18 protein-coding genes are annotated in these 15,492 nt (G+C 69.9%); 9 read left to right on the top strand and 9 right to left on the bottom strand.

The genetic code is table 11. The features are described 5' to 3' along the window. Positions 1-48 precede the first annotated feature (48 nt). Positions 49-426, top strand: coding sequence for an ArsR/SmtB family transcription factor (locus AC07FA_RS34020; RefSeq protein ID WP_479080215.1), 378 nt, complete (start codon positions 49-51; stop codon positions 424-426). 23 nt (positions 427-449) lie between these two features. Here the strand turns inward: AC07FA_RS34020 and AC07FA_RS34015 are convergent, their stop codons facing one another. Next, positions 450-1,829: an FAD-dependent oxidoreductase gene (locus AC07FA_RS34015; protein WP_479080214.1), complete on the bottom strand. Its 1,380-nt coding sequence runs from the start codon at positions 1,827-1,829 to the stop codon at positions 450-452. A gap of 93 nt (positions 1,830-1,922) precedes the next feature. Beyond that, a complete protein-coding gene (locus tag AC07FA_RS34010; RefSeq protein WP_479080234.1) occupies positions 1,923-2,588 on the bottom strand; it encodes a DUF305 domain-containing protein in 666 nt (221 codons plus the stop codon). A gap of 180 nt (positions 2,589-2,768) precedes the next feature. Here AC07FA_RS34010 and AC07FA_RS34005 point away from each other — a divergent pair, with 180 nt between their 5' ends. Further along, positions 2,769-4,259, top strand: coding sequence for an LVIVD repeat-containing protein (locus AC07FA_RS34005; protein ID WP_479080213.1), 1,491 nt, complete (start codon positions 2,769-2,771; stop codon positions 4,257-4,259). Between the two features lie 183 nt (positions 4,260-4,442). Here AC07FA_RS34005 and AC07FA_RS34000 read toward each other — a convergent pair whose 3' ends face one another. The 5 genes from AC07FA_RS34000 to AC07FA_RS33980 all read right to left on the bottom strand — a co-directional run bounded on the left by AC07FA_RS34000 (position 4,443) and on the right by AC07FA_RS33980 (position 7,605). Continuing rightward, positions 4,443-4,940, bottom strand: a complete 498-nt coding sequence (locus tag AC07FA_RS34000) for a GNAT family N-acetyltransferase (protein WP_479080212.1) — start codon at positions 4,938-4,940, stop codon at positions 4,443-4,445. A gap of 50 nt (positions 4,941-4,990) precedes the next feature. Next, complete coding sequence (locus tag AC07FA_RS33995; RefSeq protein WP_479080211.1) at positions 4,991-5,170, bottom strand: hypothetical protein; 180 nt, start codon at positions 5,168-5,170, stop codon at positions 4,991-4,993. A 111-nt stretch (positions 5,171-5,281) separates the two neighbouring features. Next, a complete protein-coding gene (locus tag AC07FA_RS33990; protein WP_479080233.1) occupies positions 5,282-5,968 on the bottom strand; it encodes a phosphatase PAP2 family protein in 687 nt (228 codons plus the stop codon). Positions 5,969-6,011: 43 nt separating this feature from the next. Beyond that, a complete protein-coding gene (locus tag AC07FA_RS33985) occupies positions 6,012-6,947 on the bottom strand; it encodes a M56 family metallopeptidase (protein ID WP_479080210.1) in 936 nt (311 codons plus the stop codon). 85 nt (positions 6,948-7,032) lie between these two features. Continuing rightward, on the bottom strand, positions 7,033-7,605 hold the full coding sequence (locus tag AC07FA_RS33980; protein ID WP_479080209.1) for a DUF5134 domain-containing protein: 573 nt from the start codon (positions 7,603-7,605) through the stop codon (positions 7,033-7,035). A gap of 178 nt (positions 7,606-7,783) precedes the next feature. Here AC07FA_RS33980 and AC07FA_RS33975 point away from each other — a divergent pair, with 178 nt between their 5' ends. Next, positions 7,784-8,341, top strand: coding sequence for a GNAT family N-acetyltransferase (locus AC07FA_RS33975; RefSeq protein ID WP_479080208.1), 558 nt, complete (start codon positions 7,784-7,786; stop codon positions 8,339-8,341). Between the two features lie 30 nt (positions 8,342-8,371). On the opposite strand, the gene AC07FA_RS33970 is transcribed toward AC07FA_RS33975, so the two are convergent. After that, the gene (locus tag AC07FA_RS33970) at positions 8,372-9,055 is read right to left on the bottom strand and encodes a glycerophosphodiester phosphodiesterase (RefSeq protein ID WP_479080207.1); all 684 of its coding nucleotides are present in this window, start codon (positions 9,053-9,055) and stop codon (positions 8,372-8,374) included. 298 nt (positions 9,056-9,353) lie between these two features. Here AC07FA_RS33970 and AC07FA_RS33965 point away from each other — a divergent pair, with 298 nt between their 5' ends. From AC07FA_RS33965 to AC07FA_RS33950, 4 genes are all read left to right on the top strand, one after another. Further along, positions 9,354-10,751 carry a DUF6421 family protein gene (locus AC07FA_RS33965; protein WP_479080206.1) on the top strand — a complete coding sequence of 466 codons (1,398 nt, stop codon included), beginning with the start codon at positions 9,354-9,356 and terminating at the stop codon, positions 10,749-10,751. 26 nt (positions 10,752-10,777) lie between these two features. Further along, the gene (locus AC07FA_RS33960; RefSeq protein WP_479080205.1) at positions 10,778-11,545 is read left to right on the top strand and encodes an SDR family NAD(P)-dependent oxidoreductase; all 768 of its coding nucleotides are present in this window, start codon (positions 10,778-10,780) and stop codon (positions 11,543-11,545) included. After that, complete coding sequence (locus AC07FA_RS33955; protein WP_479080204.1) at positions 11,524-12,603, top strand: threonine aldolase family protein; 1,080 nt, start codon at positions 11,524-11,526, stop codon at positions 12,601-12,603. The genes AC07FA_RS33960 and AC07FA_RS33955 overlap by 22 nt, the downstream gene beginning before the upstream one ends. 72 nt (positions 12,604-12,675) lie before the next feature. Continuing rightward, positions 12,676-13,275 carry a transglutaminase-like domain-containing protein gene (locus AC07FA_RS33950; protein ID WP_479080203.1) on the top strand — a complete coding sequence of 200 codons (600 nt, stop codon included), beginning with the start codon at positions 12,676-12,678 and terminating at the stop codon, positions 13,273-13,275. Between the two features lie 61 nt (positions 13,276-13,336). On the opposite strand, the gene AC07FA_RS33945 is transcribed toward AC07FA_RS33950, so the two are convergent. Further along, positions 13,337-14,059: a lysophospholipid acyltransferase family protein gene (locus tag AC07FA_RS33945; protein ID WP_479080202.1), complete on the bottom strand. Its 723-nt coding sequence runs from the start codon at positions 14,057-14,059 to the stop codon at positions 13,337-13,339. A gap of 216 nt (positions 14,060-14,275) precedes the next feature. Between AC07FA_RS33945 and AC07FA_RS33940 the strand changes: the two genes are divergently transcribed. Then, positions 14,276-14,602, top strand: a complete 327-nt coding sequence (locus AC07FA_RS33940) for a TlpA family protein disulfide reductase (RefSeq protein WP_479080201.1) — start codon at positions 14,276-14,278, stop codon at positions 14,600-14,602. Positions 14,603-14,798: 196 nt separating this feature from the next. Further along, positions 14,799-15,305, top strand: a complete 507-nt coding sequence (locus AC07FA_RS33935) for a flavin reductase family protein (protein WP_479080200.1) — start codon at positions 14,799-14,801, stop codon at positions 15,303-15,305. Positions 15,306-15,492: the final 187 nt, after the last annotated feature.

Here is a 15,492-nt window from a genome sequence, read left to right as displayed (position 1 = left end):
TACGACGGCTCTCGTACAATGGAGCCCCCTGGACGAAGTGGAGCCACCGTGACCCCCGCAAGCGCCACCACCGCAGATCCCGCAACGGCCGCCGGCTCCCGCGCCCTGCCGCACCCCGCCCGCGAGGAGATCCGGGTCGAAGGCGTACTGCACGCCCTCGCCGATCCGGTACGACTGCGCATCGTGCGGCAACTGGCGGGCACCGCTGACCTGTTGGCCTGCTCCACCTTCGACCTTCCGGTGTCCAAGTCCACCACCACGCACCACTTCCGGGTGCTGCGCGAGAGCGGGGTCATCCACCAGACGTACCGGGGCACCGCCAAGGTGAGCGGCCTGCGGACGGACGACCTGGACGCGCTCTTCCCGGGGCTGCTCGACACCGTGCTCGCGGCCGCGGACCGGCAGGCCGAACGCCTCGCGGCCTGACCCCGCCCGGCGGCTCCGCGCCCTCAGAGGCCGTCACCCCGGGCCGCGCCCAGCAGACCGTCCCAGTCCGGGATCTTCACCTGCCCGCGCCCCAGCGACTGCCCGAGTGCGGCCTCGGCGCGTTCGATCGACAGCCAGCCGTCCCATTCGACCGGCCGCAGCCCCCAACTCCGCAAGGTGTTCAGGGGATCGGCCGCCACGGGCCGCCGCAGCAGCAGCGGAGCGTCCTCGATCAGCGAGGCGACGGTCTCCTTGGCGCACGAGCGGTTCGAGCCGATCACCCCGGTCGGACCCCGCTTGATCCACCCCGCGACGTACTCCCCGGGCGACGGCGTCCCGTCCCTGAGCACCCGCCCCGCCAGATGGGGCACGGTTCCGCGTGCGGTGTCGAACGGCAGACCGGGCAGCGGCAGCCCCCGGTAGCCGACAGCCCGCAGGACGAGCTGGGCCTCGATGTCCTCGTACGTACCGGTGTCCCGTACGCCCCCCGTGCCGTCCGGTGCCGTATGAGCGAAGCGCACCCCGGCGACCCGTCCCGCGCGTTCCAGCAGCTCCACCGGCCGCAGGAAGAACCGGAGGTGGATGCGGCGCATCCGGTCCGCCCCGCTGGACACCGGGTCCGCCGCCCAGCCGCGCAGAACCTCCAGGTTGCGCCGCACCACGGCAGGCAGCGGCGCTGTGTCCGGCCCGCCCGCCGGGGCCGCGTACGCCGGGTCACGGGCCAGCTCCGCGGCGTCCACGACCATCCCGGCCTGCGGCAGCGCGCCGAGTTCCCGCAGCTCCTTGGTGGTGAACCGGGCCTGCGAGGGGCCGCGCCTGCCCGCGATGTACACGTCGCGCACCAGGCTTCCCGCGAGCGCGCTCAGCGCGGCGGGCGGCACGTCCGTCGACCTGAGTTCCCCCGCGCCGCGAGCGAGGATCCGGGCCACGTCGACGGCCACGTTCCCCACGCCGATCACCACGGCGGAGCGGGCCCGGAGCGCGAAGGTGTCAGCGGCCGCGTCCGGGTGGGCGCTGTACCAGGAGACGAACTGCGTGGCCGAGAAGCTGCCGGGCAGATCCTCGCCCGGCACCGAGAGGCCGCGGTCGGCCGCCGCCCCCACGCAGTACACGACCGCGTGATAGAGCTCCTTGAGCCGATCGGGTGAGAGTCCGCTGTCGCCGCCCACCTCGACATGGCCGACGAAGGTGATCCGCTCGTCCTCCAGCACGGCCCGGAGGCTGTTCTGGAGAGACTTGATCTTCTCGTGGTCGGGCGCGACGCCGTAGCGCACCAGCCCGTACGGCGTCGGCAGCCGGTCCAGGACGTGCACCCGCACGTCCGGCACCAGGGACTGCTGGATCAGGGCCTGGGCGGCATAGACCCCACTGGGGCCGGAACCGACGACGGCGACACGGAGCACGGCGCACCTCTTCCCGCGGGCTGCTTCCAGCATCGCACCGCAGCGCGGATCGAGGCAGGGTCGCGGGCGTGTCTTCCGCGGCCCTCGTGTCCGTCACTTCAGCAGTGAGCGCATCCGGTCGATCTCCACCGTCTGCTGGGCGACGACATCCGTCGCCATCTCCTCGACGGGCACGTCATTGCCCTCGGAGAGCGCCTCGGTCGCCATGGTGACCGCTCCCTGGTGGTGGGTGATCATCAGCTTCAGGAAGAGCTCGTCGAAGGCCTTGCCGCGGGCGGCGCGCAACTCCTTCAGCTGTGCCTGCGTCGCCATGCCGGGCATCGTGGAGTGGTCGTGGGTCTGCTTGCGCTTGTCCCCGCCGTTGTTTTTCAGCCAACCTTCCATCGCGGCGATTTCTGGCTTCTGACCTGATGCGATGCGATCCGCGAACCGTTTGACGGAGGAGGAGCCCGCGCGGTCGGGGACGAGATCCGTCATCACGAGAGCCTGCGTATGGTGCTCGATCATCATCTGCGCATAGCGGAAGTCCGCAGAGTTGGGGGCGGGCTTCCCGGCCTCCTTGCGCGCTTCCTCGGCGGAGAGGCGCCGGGCAGGCTCGCCCGGTTTTCCGGGCGCCACCACCGAACGGCCCTTGTCCGCCTTGGCGTTGGCGTCCTTGTCGCCGCCGCCCGAGTCGCAGGCTCCGAGGGTGAGTACGGCAGCGACGACCGCTGTCGCGAGAGCGGCTCCGCGCATGCCTCTGGTCTGACGGCGGATCATCACGGCGACCTCCTGAGCCACATGGGTGTGTTGCACACCGTCCTAACACGCTTCCAGAGGGCAATGATCAAAAACTTTTATTACGTCTCTGTTGCCATCTGTTGATGTGCACATGGAAGGGACGATACTGCCGGGGTCCGTGAAGCCGTTCAACTACGAACGGATACTAGGGAGGACGCAGTGACCTCGTTGCACACCACCCGCGTGCGGCGCAGACGTCTGGGTGTGGCAGCAGCCGCGGCCGGGCTCTTCGCCACTCTGCTGACCGCCGGTACCGCCGTCGCGACGCCCGATCCCGGTGACGCCCCCACCACCCGCAAGGGCATCTCCGCCGGCCAGGAGGCCGAAGCCACGGCCGCGATACAGAGCGGTGAGATACCCGGCGTGGACGAGATCGTCCACAGCCCGAACATCGAGCACATCGCCAACGTCCCGAAGGACGCCCTCAAGGGCACCAACTCGGACCTGGCGTTCCAGGGGAAGTACGCGTTCTCCGGCAACTACGACGGTTTCGTGATCTACGACATCAGCAAGCCGTCGTCCCCGAAGACCGTCGCCCAGGTGCTGTGCCCCGGATCGCAGAACGACATCACGGTCTCCGGTGACCTGCTTTTCCTGTCCACCGACTCCTCGCGCAGCGACGACTCGTGTGCGAGCACCTCGCAGCCCGCCACGGAGAAGTCCTCCTGGGAGGGCATGAAGATCTTCGACATCAGCGACAAGCGCAACCCGAAGTACGTCGCCGCTGTCGAGACCGCCTGCGGTTCGCACACCCACACGCTCGTCCCCAAGCGTTCGAACGTGTACGTGTACGTCTCCTCGTACTCGCCGAACGAGACCTTCCCCGACTGCCAGCCGCCGCATGACGGAATCTCCGTCATCAAGGTGCCGCGCAACGCCCCCGAGGAAGCCCGGATCGTGAACTTCCCGGTGCTCTTCGCGGACGGTGGGAACCCGGGCGCGCCGACCAACCCGGGCGTCTCCAAGACGACCGGCTGCCACGACATCACCGTGCTGCCCTCGAAGGACCTGGCCGCCGGAGCCTGCATGGGTGACGGTCTGCTGTTCTCCATCGAGGACCCGGAGAACCCGAAGATCATCGACCGGGTCCAGGACAACGTGAACTTCGCGTTCTGGCACTCGGCGACGTTCAACCAGGGTGCCGACAAGGTCGTCTTCACCGACGAGCTCGGCGGCGGCGGCGCGGCGACCTGCAACGAGGCGATCGGCCCGAAGCGCGGTGCCGACGGCATCTACGACATCGTCGGCCGCGGCGACCACCGCAAGCTGGTCTTCCGCAGCTACTTCAAGATCGACCGCCACCAGGCCGACGCCGAGGTCTGCGTCGCCCACAACGGTTCGATCATCCCGGTCAAGGGCCGCGACCTGATGGTCCAGGCCTGGTACCAGGGCGGCGTCTCCGTCTGGGACTTCACCAACTCCTCCGCCCCCAAGGAGATCGCCTTCTTCGAGCGCGGTCCGGTCACCCTGGACCGGGTCACCACGGCCGGTCCGTGGTCCGCGTACTACTACAACGGCCACATCTACAGCAACGACATCGCCAAGGGCTTCGACGTGCTGAAGCTCAACGACCGGCGCACCGACCCGGCGAAGAAGGTGCGGCTGTCCGAGCTCAACGTGCAGACGCAGCCGGACTACTTCGACCGCTAGGCCGTGTCCGCAGGCCGCCATCGGCCGACGAGCACCACAGGGACACGCACGCTGCTATCTGCGCCGGCCGGACTCGTCACGGGTCCGGCCGGCGCGGTGTTCGCGGTGTCGGCCCGGCTCCGGCGACGCAGGGGATCGCCGGATTCCCGGGCTGTGAACGACGGGACCACGGGACTGCCGCGCTCAGGCACGCTCCATGCAGACCAGGCCGTCCCGGACGTCCCACGAATCGACCACGGTGAAGCCGAGCCGCTCGTAGAGCGCGATGGCTCCCGTGCGCCAGCTCCACACCGAGAGCGCCACCGGACTCGCGCCGGTCTGGGCCGCGTGATCCAGCGCACACCCCACCAGCGCGGACGCGACACCGGCGCCCCGCATCGCGGGGTCCACCCACAGCCGCTTGATCTCGGTCCGCCCGCCGGCCGGGGCGGTCACGACCAGACAGCCCACGGGGGCGCCCTCACTCCTGGCGATCACCACGATGTCGTCGGCGAAGGCGGTCTGCGGCGACTGGATTTCCGTGAGGTACCGCGCGGGCAGCGCGTCCACATGCTCCACGGCCAGGCCCTTCTCGGCCTCGGTACGCAGGTGGTACGCGGTCAGCAGCGAGGTGAGCCCGTCGGCGGGGGAGAGGTCCCGGCCTGCCAGACGGTGTATGAGCACGGTGGGCCGGTCGATCATGCCCAGCAGCATCGCACAGGCCGTCGCGCCAAGCGGAGCGTTTCCGTCCGTCAGGCGGCGGACCGCTCGGCCGTGCCCGCGGCCGCTGCCCACTCCACCAGCAGTCGCTGGTACTCCGCCTCGTCGTCCGGAGACAGGTATCCGCCCGAGCTCTGCCACAGGTCGCGAATTGCTTCGTTGACGGCGGAGGCGGAACGCACGGAACCTGACGAGGTCGGAGAGGTGGACATGCGTACAAGGCTACGACCCCGATCCGACAATCAGACACATTGTGCGACGGGGATATCCCTCACATCTCCACATCGGCCATGTTTATGGCTGGTTCCGGTCGGCGTGTCACGTCAGCCCGAGGGCGTGCGGTGCGCCCGGAACACGGTGTATCCGAGGATCGAGAACGCGACCGCGGCCACGCCCAGCAGTGTGCCGCCCACCACATCGGTCATCCAGTGGACGCCGAGATAGATCCGTGTGAAGCCGACTCCGACGACCGAGACGGCCGCCACCACCAGCGCCGTCCACCACCACAGGGCGGCCACTTTGCCCAGGCGCAGCAGCCACAGCAGGAGGGCGCAGGTCACCACCGCCGTCATCACGTGGCCCGAGGGGAAGGCCGCGTAGTGCGCGGAATCCACCGGGTCCGTCCACTGGGGCCTCTCCCGGCCGACGGCGGCTTTGAGTCCTTGCTGTACGAGGGTGGCGAGCGCGCTCGTGGCGGCCACCCAGACGGCGAGCCACCGGGCGCCGCGCCACCACAGGGCGATCACCGTGACCGCGATCACGGTACGCATCGTCCAGGGGTCCCAGATCCAGTCCGTCAGCACGCGGTTGACGTGGACCAGGGTCGGTTCGGTCACGGCGTTGCGGTGCAGGGCGTCGGCGATCGTACGGTCCACCGACATGAGCGGGGACCAGCCCGTCGCCACCAGGGCCACCAGCACCACCGCGAGGGCAGTGCAGGCGATTCCCGTACGGGCGAGGCGGGGGTCCGGGCGATGGTGGTCGGAAGCGGAAAGGTGTGGGGGGTCCATGAGGCGCATGGACTGATCCTCTCCGACGTTCGGCCGCGCCCGGCTATCCCAGCGCGCTGAGTCCTGGCACGAAAGCCACCAGCAGCGGGACGACGGGCAGCAGGGCGGCCGCCGCGGTCAGCCGCAGCTTGCGGCCGGCCGTGAGCCGCTCACCGGGCGTCAGCAACCGGTTGACCCGAAGCGGGACTTGGGCGTTCGTCGAAGGGCACGGGCCGAACACGCCCCGGTCCTCGTTGAGTCCGACCAGCGCGAGCGCGGTCGTGAGCCGGCCGAAACGGCGCGATGCCACATCGTCGGCGGCGAGTTCGACGAGCCGGTGCATCTCCCCGCGGAACGCGGCGAAGACGGGAATCTGCGGAAAGCCCGTGGCCAGCGCTCCCGAACAGTGCAGCAGCCAGTCGTGCCGCGCCCGCGCGTGTCCCTGCTCGTGCGCCAGCACCGCGTCGAGCTGACGGCCCTTCAGTCGGCCGAGTGCGGCGGTGGTGATGACCAGTTGGGGTGCGGTGCCGGGCAGCCACCAGGCGTCGGGACGCTCGCCCTCCAGCACCACCAGCCGCCCGCCACCCGGCTCCTCGCCGGGCAGCAGGGGTGAACGGACCAGGAGTTCCGTGCGGCGCCGTGCCCGGCGCGACCGCGCCCGGCGGATCTCCCGGACCAGCATGGCCAGGGTCCACGCCCCGCCGAGGGCCAGCAGTACGGCGATCACGGCGGACCAGGGACCGTACGCCGCCAGGGCGTACGCCTCGACCACCGCGTGCGGTGCGGGCGCGAACACATGCCCACGGACCGCCTGCCAGGCGGCCGACGCACTGAACATCATGGAGAGACCGAACGACAGCAGCACCCCCGCGACGACGCACTGCCACACCCACAGGGCCACCACCGGCTCCCGCTCCGGCCACCGCGCCCGTGCCATCAGGCTGGGCGTCACGAGGGCGGCCAGTGCACCGAGCAGCAGCAGCACGAGGGAGACCAACATGCGGTCAGCCTATGAGCGCCGCACAGCCCCGGGTATGGCTGCGCTCGGCAAGTGACGTACGACACGGCCCGGCGCCCCTCCTGTCTCACAGGGTGAGCAGCATCGCGAACATGGCTATGCCCATCGTCAGCCGGCAGGCCAGGGTCAGCTCCGGCCGTGCCCCCGCCCCGCCGCCTCCCGGGGTTCCCGCGGTGGCGGCGACCGGGATCAGCCGGCCCGCCGCTGCCAGGACATAGAGCGCGTAGTACGCCAGCAGCAGCCCGGTCAGCAGGGGAACGCCCCCTGCGGACGCGGCGGTGTGCTCGGCATGCCCGCCCCCGCCCGCCCCGGGTGCCATCGCCACCGCCATGTAGACCATCGCCAGCGAGCCGACGAGGTGGTGCAGGTGGTGCAGGTGGTGTCCACCGCTCCGTATGAACCAGAGGGCGCGCAGCGCGGCGCCGCCGAACAGCACGGCGTACACCGCCCATGCCCAGGCCGGTGGAGTGAGGAGCACGGCGGGCACCGCCATCGCGGCCATGCCGAAGCCCATCACCGCTTCCGCGCGCGCCGCTCTGCGTTCCTCCCCCGTGGCGCCGCGCGTACGCGACAGGCAGTAGGCGCCCGCCACCCCGCACAACACCATCAGCAGCCAGCCGGACAGCGCCGGTCCGTGCACGGCGCACCTCCCCCTCAGGCGTACGACACCGGTGTCGCCCCATCGATGCCCGTGTTCCGCCCTCCCGTACCCGGCGCATTGAGGTGCAGGGGGAGCGCGGGCGGGCCCGCGGGGGGCGGTCCCGGCCGGGTTAGTCTCGTGCGGCAGCGTCGGCAGCACAGAAACGGAGAGCATCACCATGGAAACGGCCCCGCCCCGGGACTCCGGAGAGCTCACCTTCCGCGAGGCGACCGAGGACGACGTACCCGCACTCGTGCGGCTCATCGAGTCCGCCTACCGCGGCGACTCCAGCCGGGCCGGGTGGACCACCGAGGCGGACATCCTCCAGGGGCAGCGGACGGACGCGGACGGAGTGCGCGAGGTCGTCACCGCGGAGTCCGGCCGTCTGCTCGTGGTCGAACGCGACGGAGCGCCGATCGCCTGCTGCCAGCTCGAACACCGGGGCGATGCCGCGTACTTCGGGATGTTCGCCGTGCGGCCGGAACTCCAGGGCGCGGGCCTCGGCAAGGTGATCATCGCCGAGGCCGAGCGCACGGTCGTGGAGAGCTGGGGCGTGCGGGAGATGCACATGACGGTGATCTCCGTCCGTGAGGAGCTCATCGCCTGGTACGAGCGCCGTGGCTACCGCCGGACGGGAAAGCTGACCCCCTTCCCGTACGGCGACGAACGCTTCGGTGTCCCGCAGCGCGACGATCTCGCGTTCGAGCTGCTGATCAAGGAACTGCGCACACCCTGATCCCGGACGCCCGCGCGGCGCCGCCCCGCCCTATGCGGTGAAGCGGCCCGCGCGGCGGATCTCCGGGAAGTCGGTCGTCGCGCCGTCCAGGCCGAGCGCGCGCACCAGACGCAGCTGGTCCTGCGTGTTCACCACCCAGCCGATCACCTTCAGACCCTCGCCGTGCGCCTGCTCGACGGTCTCCAGCGTGAGGCGGCGGATGTTCAGCGCGAGCGTCGCCGCGCCCACGGCCTTCGCCCGGTCCACCACGTCGGCGCCCCAGCGGCTGGCGATGAGGACCGTCCGGACGCCCGGGACCAGCTGTGCGATCTCGGCGACCGCCTCGTCGTGGAACGACGACACCTCTACCCGGCCGACGAGATCGCGCCGCAGCATCACCTCCGCGAGCGCCCGCGCCGCGGCGACGTCCTTGATCTCGGCCTGGATCGGCGCCGCGACGGCGTCGAGAACCTCCTCGAAGACCGGCACCCGCTCGCCCTGCCCGGCATCGAGCTCACGCAGCTCGGACAGCGTCTTCCCGGCGATCGGGCCCTTGCCGTTCGTCGTGCGGTCCACGGCCGCGTCGTGCATGACGGCGAGCGCGCCGTCCTTGCTCAGATGAAGGTCGAGTTCGATGGCGTCCATGCCGGCCTGTTCCGCGTGGACGAAGGACCGCAGGGTGTTCTCCGGTTCGACACCCATGACCCCGCGATGACCGATGGTGAGAAAAGTCAAGGCAACCCCGCTTCCGTCGACGACTCCCCGCGTGCGGTTCCTACCCACGCGGCACTACGGCAGTCGGGAGCCTAACGGCCGGCCCCCGCGGGCGGACCGGCCGTGCACGGGGCACCTGGGCGGTGTTGCCCGGCGCCCCGCAAGACACCGACGGAACCCGCGCTACCGCCGTCCATCGCAGGAAAAATAGCGGTTACCACGGGGGGTCGGCAGGATAATCTTCTGGACCCCACTTGTCCGAAGCGACCGCACACGGATACGGTTGCTTCACGCGAGGTTCTCCCGTGGAGGAAGTGTTATGACGGAAATTCTTGTGCACGACGTCGCCGACGGCGCCATAGCGACCGCCCCGCGGGTGGTCGAGCACCCTGCCTGGCCCGCGCTCAAGAATGCCGTGGAGGAGATCCGTCCCTGGCAGTCGAAGGACGGTTCCATCGACTTCGGCGCCGAGCAGGCGCCGTCGCCCACGACGGCCGCCGCGACGCTCGACCGTGTGGTCACCGCGATCGACGAGCTCTCCCCGCTGCTCCCGCACGACGCCGCGTACCACCGCGCCCTCGTCGCCGACCTGCGCCGCTGGGCCGCGGAGGGCTTCGGGGTTCCGGACTTCCTCGACTCGCTGCTCGCCTTCCAGCCGGCCAGGAGCCGCGCCGACGGCCTCCAGCACCTGGTCGTCTTCGCGATGTACACGCAGAACGGCAACCCGGACCGCAACCTCGAAGCGGTCGTGCTGCGGATGGTCTGGCCCGAGTGGCTCGCCACCCTCGAAGCCACGCGTTATGACAACCCGCTCTTCTGCGGCATCACCTTCGAGGACTTCACCTCGGGTTACGACACCAACTCGGCGGTCCTCTTCCCCGAGACCATCGCCGTACGCGAGGCCCCCGAGCGCTTCAGCTGGGGCGGCATCTTCTGCGACCGCGAGGCCGCCCGCTTCCGCCGGGTGACCGAGGCGTCCGTCGACCTCCTGGGCGTCGAACTGCCCGAGGACGTCCGCGAGATGATCGGCGACCAGACCCGCTGCGAGCAGGCGTTCGTGCTCTGGGACATGGTCCACGACCGCACCCACAGCCATGGCGACCTGCCGTTCGACCCCTTCATGATCAAGCAGCGCCAGCCGTTCTGGATGTACGGCCTGGAGGAGCTGCGCTGCGACCTCACCGCCTTCAAGGAGGCCGTGAAGCTCGAAGCCGAGGGCAACGCCCACGGCCGCGACGTGCAGTTCGCGGTGCTCTTCGACCGGATGTTCCGCTTCCCCGTCACCGGCGAGCGCGTCCGCAACTACGACGGACTCGGCGGCCAGCTCCTCTTCGCGTACCTGCACAAGCACGACGTGCTGCGCTGGACGGACAACACGCTGAAGATCGACTGGGAGCGGGCGCCGCAGGTCACCAACCAGCTCTGCGCCGAGATCGAGAAGCTCTACCGGGACGGCATCGACCGCCCCAAGCTGGTCCACTGGTTCGCCGCGTACGACCTGGTGTCGACCTACCTCGCCCCGCACCCCGCCTCCCGCTGGGCCAAGGGACCGGACGCACTGGATCTGACTCAGCCGCCGCGCAAGCTCGTCGACGACGTGCTTCCGGACGAGTTTCCCCTGAGCATGTTCTATGAAGCACTCTCCAAGAAGCTGAAGAACGTGATCGCCTCCACCAAGGGGATCACCGCGGCCGACGCCGGGCAGGCAGCCGCGTGAGCGCTTATCCCAAGGAGGCGGAGTCCATGACCGGAACGACGGGTAACGGCAACGGGGGCGCGCTCGACGGCGCGGTCATCGCCGTGGCAGGAGCGGCCGGACCGGCGGGCCGGGCCACGCTGCTGAGGCTCGCCGAGGCGGGCGCGACCGTCGTCGCCTCCGACGCCAACCCCGAGCGGCTGGCCGAGGCCGTCGATGCCGCGCGATACGCCCACGGCGGCGCGACCGTCACCGGCGACACCGTCGATCTGCTCGATCTGGCGGCCGCCAGGGAATGGGCGGACAAGACGGAGAAGGAGTTCGGCCGGATCGACGGGCTGGTGCACCTCGTCGGCGGCTGGCGCGGCAGCCGCACCTTCGCCGAAACCGATCTCGCCGACTGGGATCTGCTGGAGAAGCTGCTGATCCGCACGGTCCAGTCCACCTCGCTCGCCTTCCAGCAGGGCCTTGAGCGCAGTGACCGGGGCCGCTACGTGCTCATCAGCGCGGCGGGGGCCAGCGCGCCCACCGCGGGCAACGCCGCCTACTCCGCCTCCAAGGCGGCGGCCGAGGCGTGGACGCTCGCGCTCGCCGACGCCTTCCGCAAGGCGGGGGGTGACGAAGGCCCGAAGACCGCGGCTGCGATCCTGGTCGTCAAGGCACTGGTGCACGACGCGATGCGCGCCGAGCGCCCGAATGCGAAGTTCGCGGGCTTCACCGATGTCGAGGAGCTGGCCGAGGCCATCGCCGGCGTCTGGGACATGCCCGCCGGAGAAGTGAACGGAAAGCGCCTGTGGCTGACCCCGCAACCGTAAAGACCGACGCGCGTCGTCACCACGATCCGCGGGTACGCGGCTTCGCCAGTGACAACTACGCGGGTGCGCACCCCGAGGTCCTCGCCGCCCTCGCCCTCGCCAACGGCGGCCACCAGGTCGCCTACGGCGAGGACGACTACACCGAGCACCTTCAGCGTGTCGTGCACAGTCACTTCGGTTCCAGTTCGGAAGCCTTCCCGGTCTTCAACGGGACCGGCGCCAACGTCCTCGCCCTCCAGGCGCTGACGGACCGCTGGGGCGCCGTGATCTGCGCCGAGTCCGCGCACATCAACGTGGACGAGGGCGGTGCGCCCGAGCGCATGGGCGGTCTGAAGCTGCTCACGGTGCCGACGCCCGACGGCAAGCTGACACCCGAGCTCATCGACCGGCAGGCGTACGGCTGGGACGACGAGCACCGGGCGATGCCGCAGGTCGTGTCGATCACCCAGAACACCGAGCTGGGCACCGTCTACACCCCCGACGAGATCCGCGCCATCTGCGACCACGCCCACGGGCACGGGATGAAGGTGCACCTCGACGGGGCCCGGATAGCCAACGCCGCCGCGTCGCTGAACGTACCCATGCGTACGTTCACCAACACGGTCGGCGTGGACGTGCTCTCCTTCGGCGGGACCAAGAACGGCGCGCTCTTCGGCGAGGCGGTCATCGTCCTCAACCCGGACGCGGTCCGCGCGATGAAGCATCTGCGCAAGCTGTCGATGCAGCTCGCCTCGAAGATGCGTTTCGTGTCGGTCCAGCTGGAGGCGCTGCTGGCGCGTGACCTCTGGCTGCGCAACGCCCGCCACGCCAACGCGATGGCCCAGCGGCTCGCCGAAGGCGTCCGCGGCGTCGACGGCGTGGAGATCCTGCACCCCGTACAGGCCAACGCCGTGTTCGCGCGGCTGCCGCACGCGGTGAGCGAGCGGCTGCAGAAGCGCTTCCGCTTCTACTTCTGGGACGAGTCGGCCGGCGACGTCCGCTGGATGTGTGCCTACGACACCGCGGAGGAAGACGTCGACGCCTTCGTGCAAGCGCTGAAGGAAGAGATGGCGAAGTAGTTTTCGCATACATATGCGGTCGACCGGAAAGTCATTGGCTTCCGGTCGGCCGCTTCCGTATGCTCCCCGGACATGGAGCTCACTCAGCAGATTTCCGACATCTCCGCATATCTTGCTGCCGATAACGTGATCGATCATGAACACCCCCGCGTACGGAGGACGGTAGATCGCCTCCGGTCCGAAGCGCCCGACGCATACGCATACGCCTCCGCCGCCTTCGACTTCGTACGCGACACCATCGAGCACTCCGCCGACTCCGGGGACACACGCGTCACCTGGCGGGCCTCGGACGTCCTGAGCGCCCGCACCGGCATCTGCTACGCCAAGGCGCACGCGCTGACCGCGCTGCTGCGCGCGGCGGGCATCCCGGCCGGGCTCTGCTACCAGCGGCTCGCCGACGACGACGGCACGAACCACGCCGTGCACGGGCTGGTCGCCCTGAAGCTGCCCGGCCGGGGGCGCTGGGCGCGTCAGGACCCCAGGGGCAACAAGCCCGGCGTCGACGCGCGGTTCTCCGTGGAGGAGGAGCGGCTGGCCTGGACCGTCCGGCGAGAGTTCGGCGAAATGGACTATCCGGTGCTGTATGCGGCACCGCATCCGGCGGTCCTCGGTGCGCTGCGCGCTGCCGCGGACCGCCGGATGCTGTGGCGGACCCTCCCCACGGAACTCTGACCGTCGCGCGCCGGAGGCAGGCGGACGACGACCCCGGCCCGCACCGTTCCGACGCCGGCCGTCAGCCCTGCTCGCGCACCTCGGCGGGCGTCGGGGCCGTACCGCCGAGATGGGCCGGGACCCACCACGTGTCACTGGCGTCCTTGGGGCGTACCGGATAGGCGCGCTGGGCGGCTTCGAGGAGCTCCTGCACCCGGTCCCGCAGCCGGCGGGTGATCGCACCCGCGTACTGGTCGGTCGGAGCCTCCATCGGCTCGCCCACCCGCATGGTGATCGGGATGTGGCTGCGCCCGAAGTTCCGGGGCTGCCCCTTCGTCCAGATCCGCTGAGTGCCCCACAGCGCCATCGGGATCAGCGGCACGCCCGCTTCCTGAGCCAGGCGCGCCGCGCCCGACTTGAAGCTCTTCAGCGTGAACGACTGCGAGATCGTCGCTTCGGGGAACACCCCGATGATCTCGCCGGACCGCAGCGAGGCGAGCGCGTGCGTATACGCGTCCTCACCCTGTTTGCGGTCGACGGGGATGTGCTTCATCCCCCGCATGAGCGGACCGGAGATCTTGTGCCGGAAGACCGATTCCTTTGCCATGAAGCGCACCAGCCGCTTCTGCGGCAGCGCGCCCAGGCCCGTGAAGATGAAGTCCAGGTAGCTGATGTGGTTACTCACCAGAACCGCACCGCCGGTCTTCGGGATGTGCTCCGAACCCTGCGTGTCGATCTTCAGGTCGAGCGCCTTGAACAGCGTGAGAGCGGCGCCGATGACCGGCCGATAGACGAGTTCTGCCATCGGGGAAGACCCTTCTTCAGTGCCTGGGGAGGTTCTCCCGGCGGAAGTTACGCAGCCGTAGGTTTTCGGCATTGGGCCGATCGTGCCCCATGCGCGACGCCGTGGCCAGCCCCGGCGGGGACGGGGCGCGAGATTCTCATCACGTGGAACCTCCGGGAATGTCTCCCGGCCGCGCGGTGCTGACCCTTTGCGATGAGCTCTGACAGGAGGCCGACGGTGGACGGGCAGACACGTGCCGACAGGCTTGACGCGTCCCAACTCGGCGCGGAATTGGGGGAGCGGGCCACGCTCGTACAGTTCTCCAGCGCCTTCTGCCAGCCCTGCCGCGCCACCCGCCGCACGCTCGCCGAGGTGGCCGGCATGGTCGAGGGAGTCGCACACGTCGAAATCGACGCCGAGGCACATCTCACTCTGGTGCGCCGGCTGGACATCACCAGAACACCGACCGTCCTGGTCCTGGACGCGGGCGGCAGGATCGTCCGCCGCGCCGCGGGACAGCCGCGCACCATCGATGTCGTCGCGGCTCTGGGGCAGGTGATGTGACGGACCGTGATGCATCTCCCACATTGCGGAACGCACTTGACTGCACCCGCCACGCATCGTCAGTCTGACGCTATGCCGCCAGAACTCCTTCTCTACGGCCGGGCCCATGTCGACCTGGCCCGCAACGCGAGTGCGCGCTGTCCGGGTGTCTGAGCACCCACGGCCCTGTATGCACCCACAGCAGAAGGACAGTTCCATGACGGCTTCGCCCGAGCTCGAAAGCCCCCGGACGGCCTCGCCCGACCTCCTCCGTTCCGTCTTCCGGCAGCACGCCGCAGGCGTCGCCGTGATCACCGCGGCCGGTGCGGCCCCGGTCGGATTCACCGCGACCTCTCTCAACTCCGTGGCAGCCGACCCGCCGCTGATCTCCTTCGGTGTGGGGACCTCGTCCTCCAGCTGGCCGGTCGTCGCCGAGGCGGAGCACATCGGCGTCCACATACTGGGGGAGCACCAGCAGGAACTGGCCGCCACGTTCGCACGCAGCGGCGCCGACCGCTTCGGCCCGTCCACCGACTGGCGTAGCGGGCCCGAAGGTGTGCCGCTCCTGGGCGGCGTTCTCGCCTGGCTCGTCTGCCGTGTCGTGGCGCGGGTCCCTGCGGGGGACCATCGCATCGTCATCGCCCAGGCCGTGGTCGGCGACCCGACCGGAGGCGGCCGTCCGCTCGTCTATCACCAGGGTCGGTTCACCGCTCTGCGAGACTGATCCGGCCCAGGCGTACCAGGGGCTCAGTGCGTTGGGCAGATCACAGTCCAAGCGCTTGCTTATGGGTGCGGCAGTGGGTGTACTGATGAGTAATATTCCGGTCGGAGCGCCGGTCGCTCCGACCGGAAACCGCCCCATCAGGCGCCTATGCTGCGAGCAACAAGGCAGCCCGGAAATGACGATGCAG

It is taken from the genome of Streptomyces sp. NPDC045968, from assembly GCF_056430475.1.
The sequence above is the reverse complement of the archived record's forward strand: the minus strand, read 5'-3'. Positions and strand labels throughout refer to the sequence as shown.

Coding starts and splice junctions, on each gene's coding strand:
- AC07FA_RS34010 (WP_479080234.1), bottom strand. CDS start 2,588: ATGATCCGCCGTCAGACCAGAGGCATGCGCGGAGCCGCTCTCGCGACA.
- AC07FA_RS34000 (WP_479080212.1), bottom strand. CDS start 4,940: ATGATCGACCGGCCCACCGTGCTCATACACCGTCTGGCAGGCCGGGAC.
- AC07FA_RS33995 (WP_479080211.1), bottom strand. CDS start 5,170: ATGTCCACCTCTCCGACCTCGTCAGGTTCCGTGCGTTCCGCCTCCGCC.
- AC07FA_RS33990 (WP_479080233.1), bottom strand. CDS start 5,968: ATGGACCCCCCACACCTTTCCGCTTCCGACCACCATCGCCCGGACCCC.
- AC07FA_RS33985 (WP_479080210.1), bottom strand. CDS start 6,947: ATGTTGGTCTCCCTCGTGCTGCTGCTGCTCGGTGCACTGGCCGCCCTC.
- AC07FA_RS33975 (WP_479080208.1), top strand. CDS start 7,784: ATGGAAACGGCCCCGCCCCGGGACTCCGGAGAGCTCACCTTCCGCGAG.
- AC07FA_RS33965 (WP_479080206.1), top strand. CDS start 9,354: ATGACGGAAATTCTTGTGCACGACGTCGCCGACGGCGCCATAGCGACC.
- AC07FA_RS33960 (WP_479080205.1), top strand. CDS start 10,778: ATGACCGGAACGACGGGTAACGGCAACGGGGGCGCGCTCGACGGCGCG.
- AC07FA_RS33950 (WP_479080203.1), top strand. CDS start 12,676: ATGGAGCTCACTCAGCAGATTTCCGACATCTCCGCATATCTTGCTGCC.
- AC07FA_RS33945 (WP_479080202.1), bottom strand. CDS start 14,059: ATGGCAGAACTCGTCTATCGGCCGGTCATCGGCGCCGCTCTCACGCTG.
- AC07FA_RS33935 (WP_479080200.1), top strand. CDS start 14,799: ATGACGGCTTCGCCCGAGCTCGAAAGCCCCCGGACGGCCTCGCCCGAC.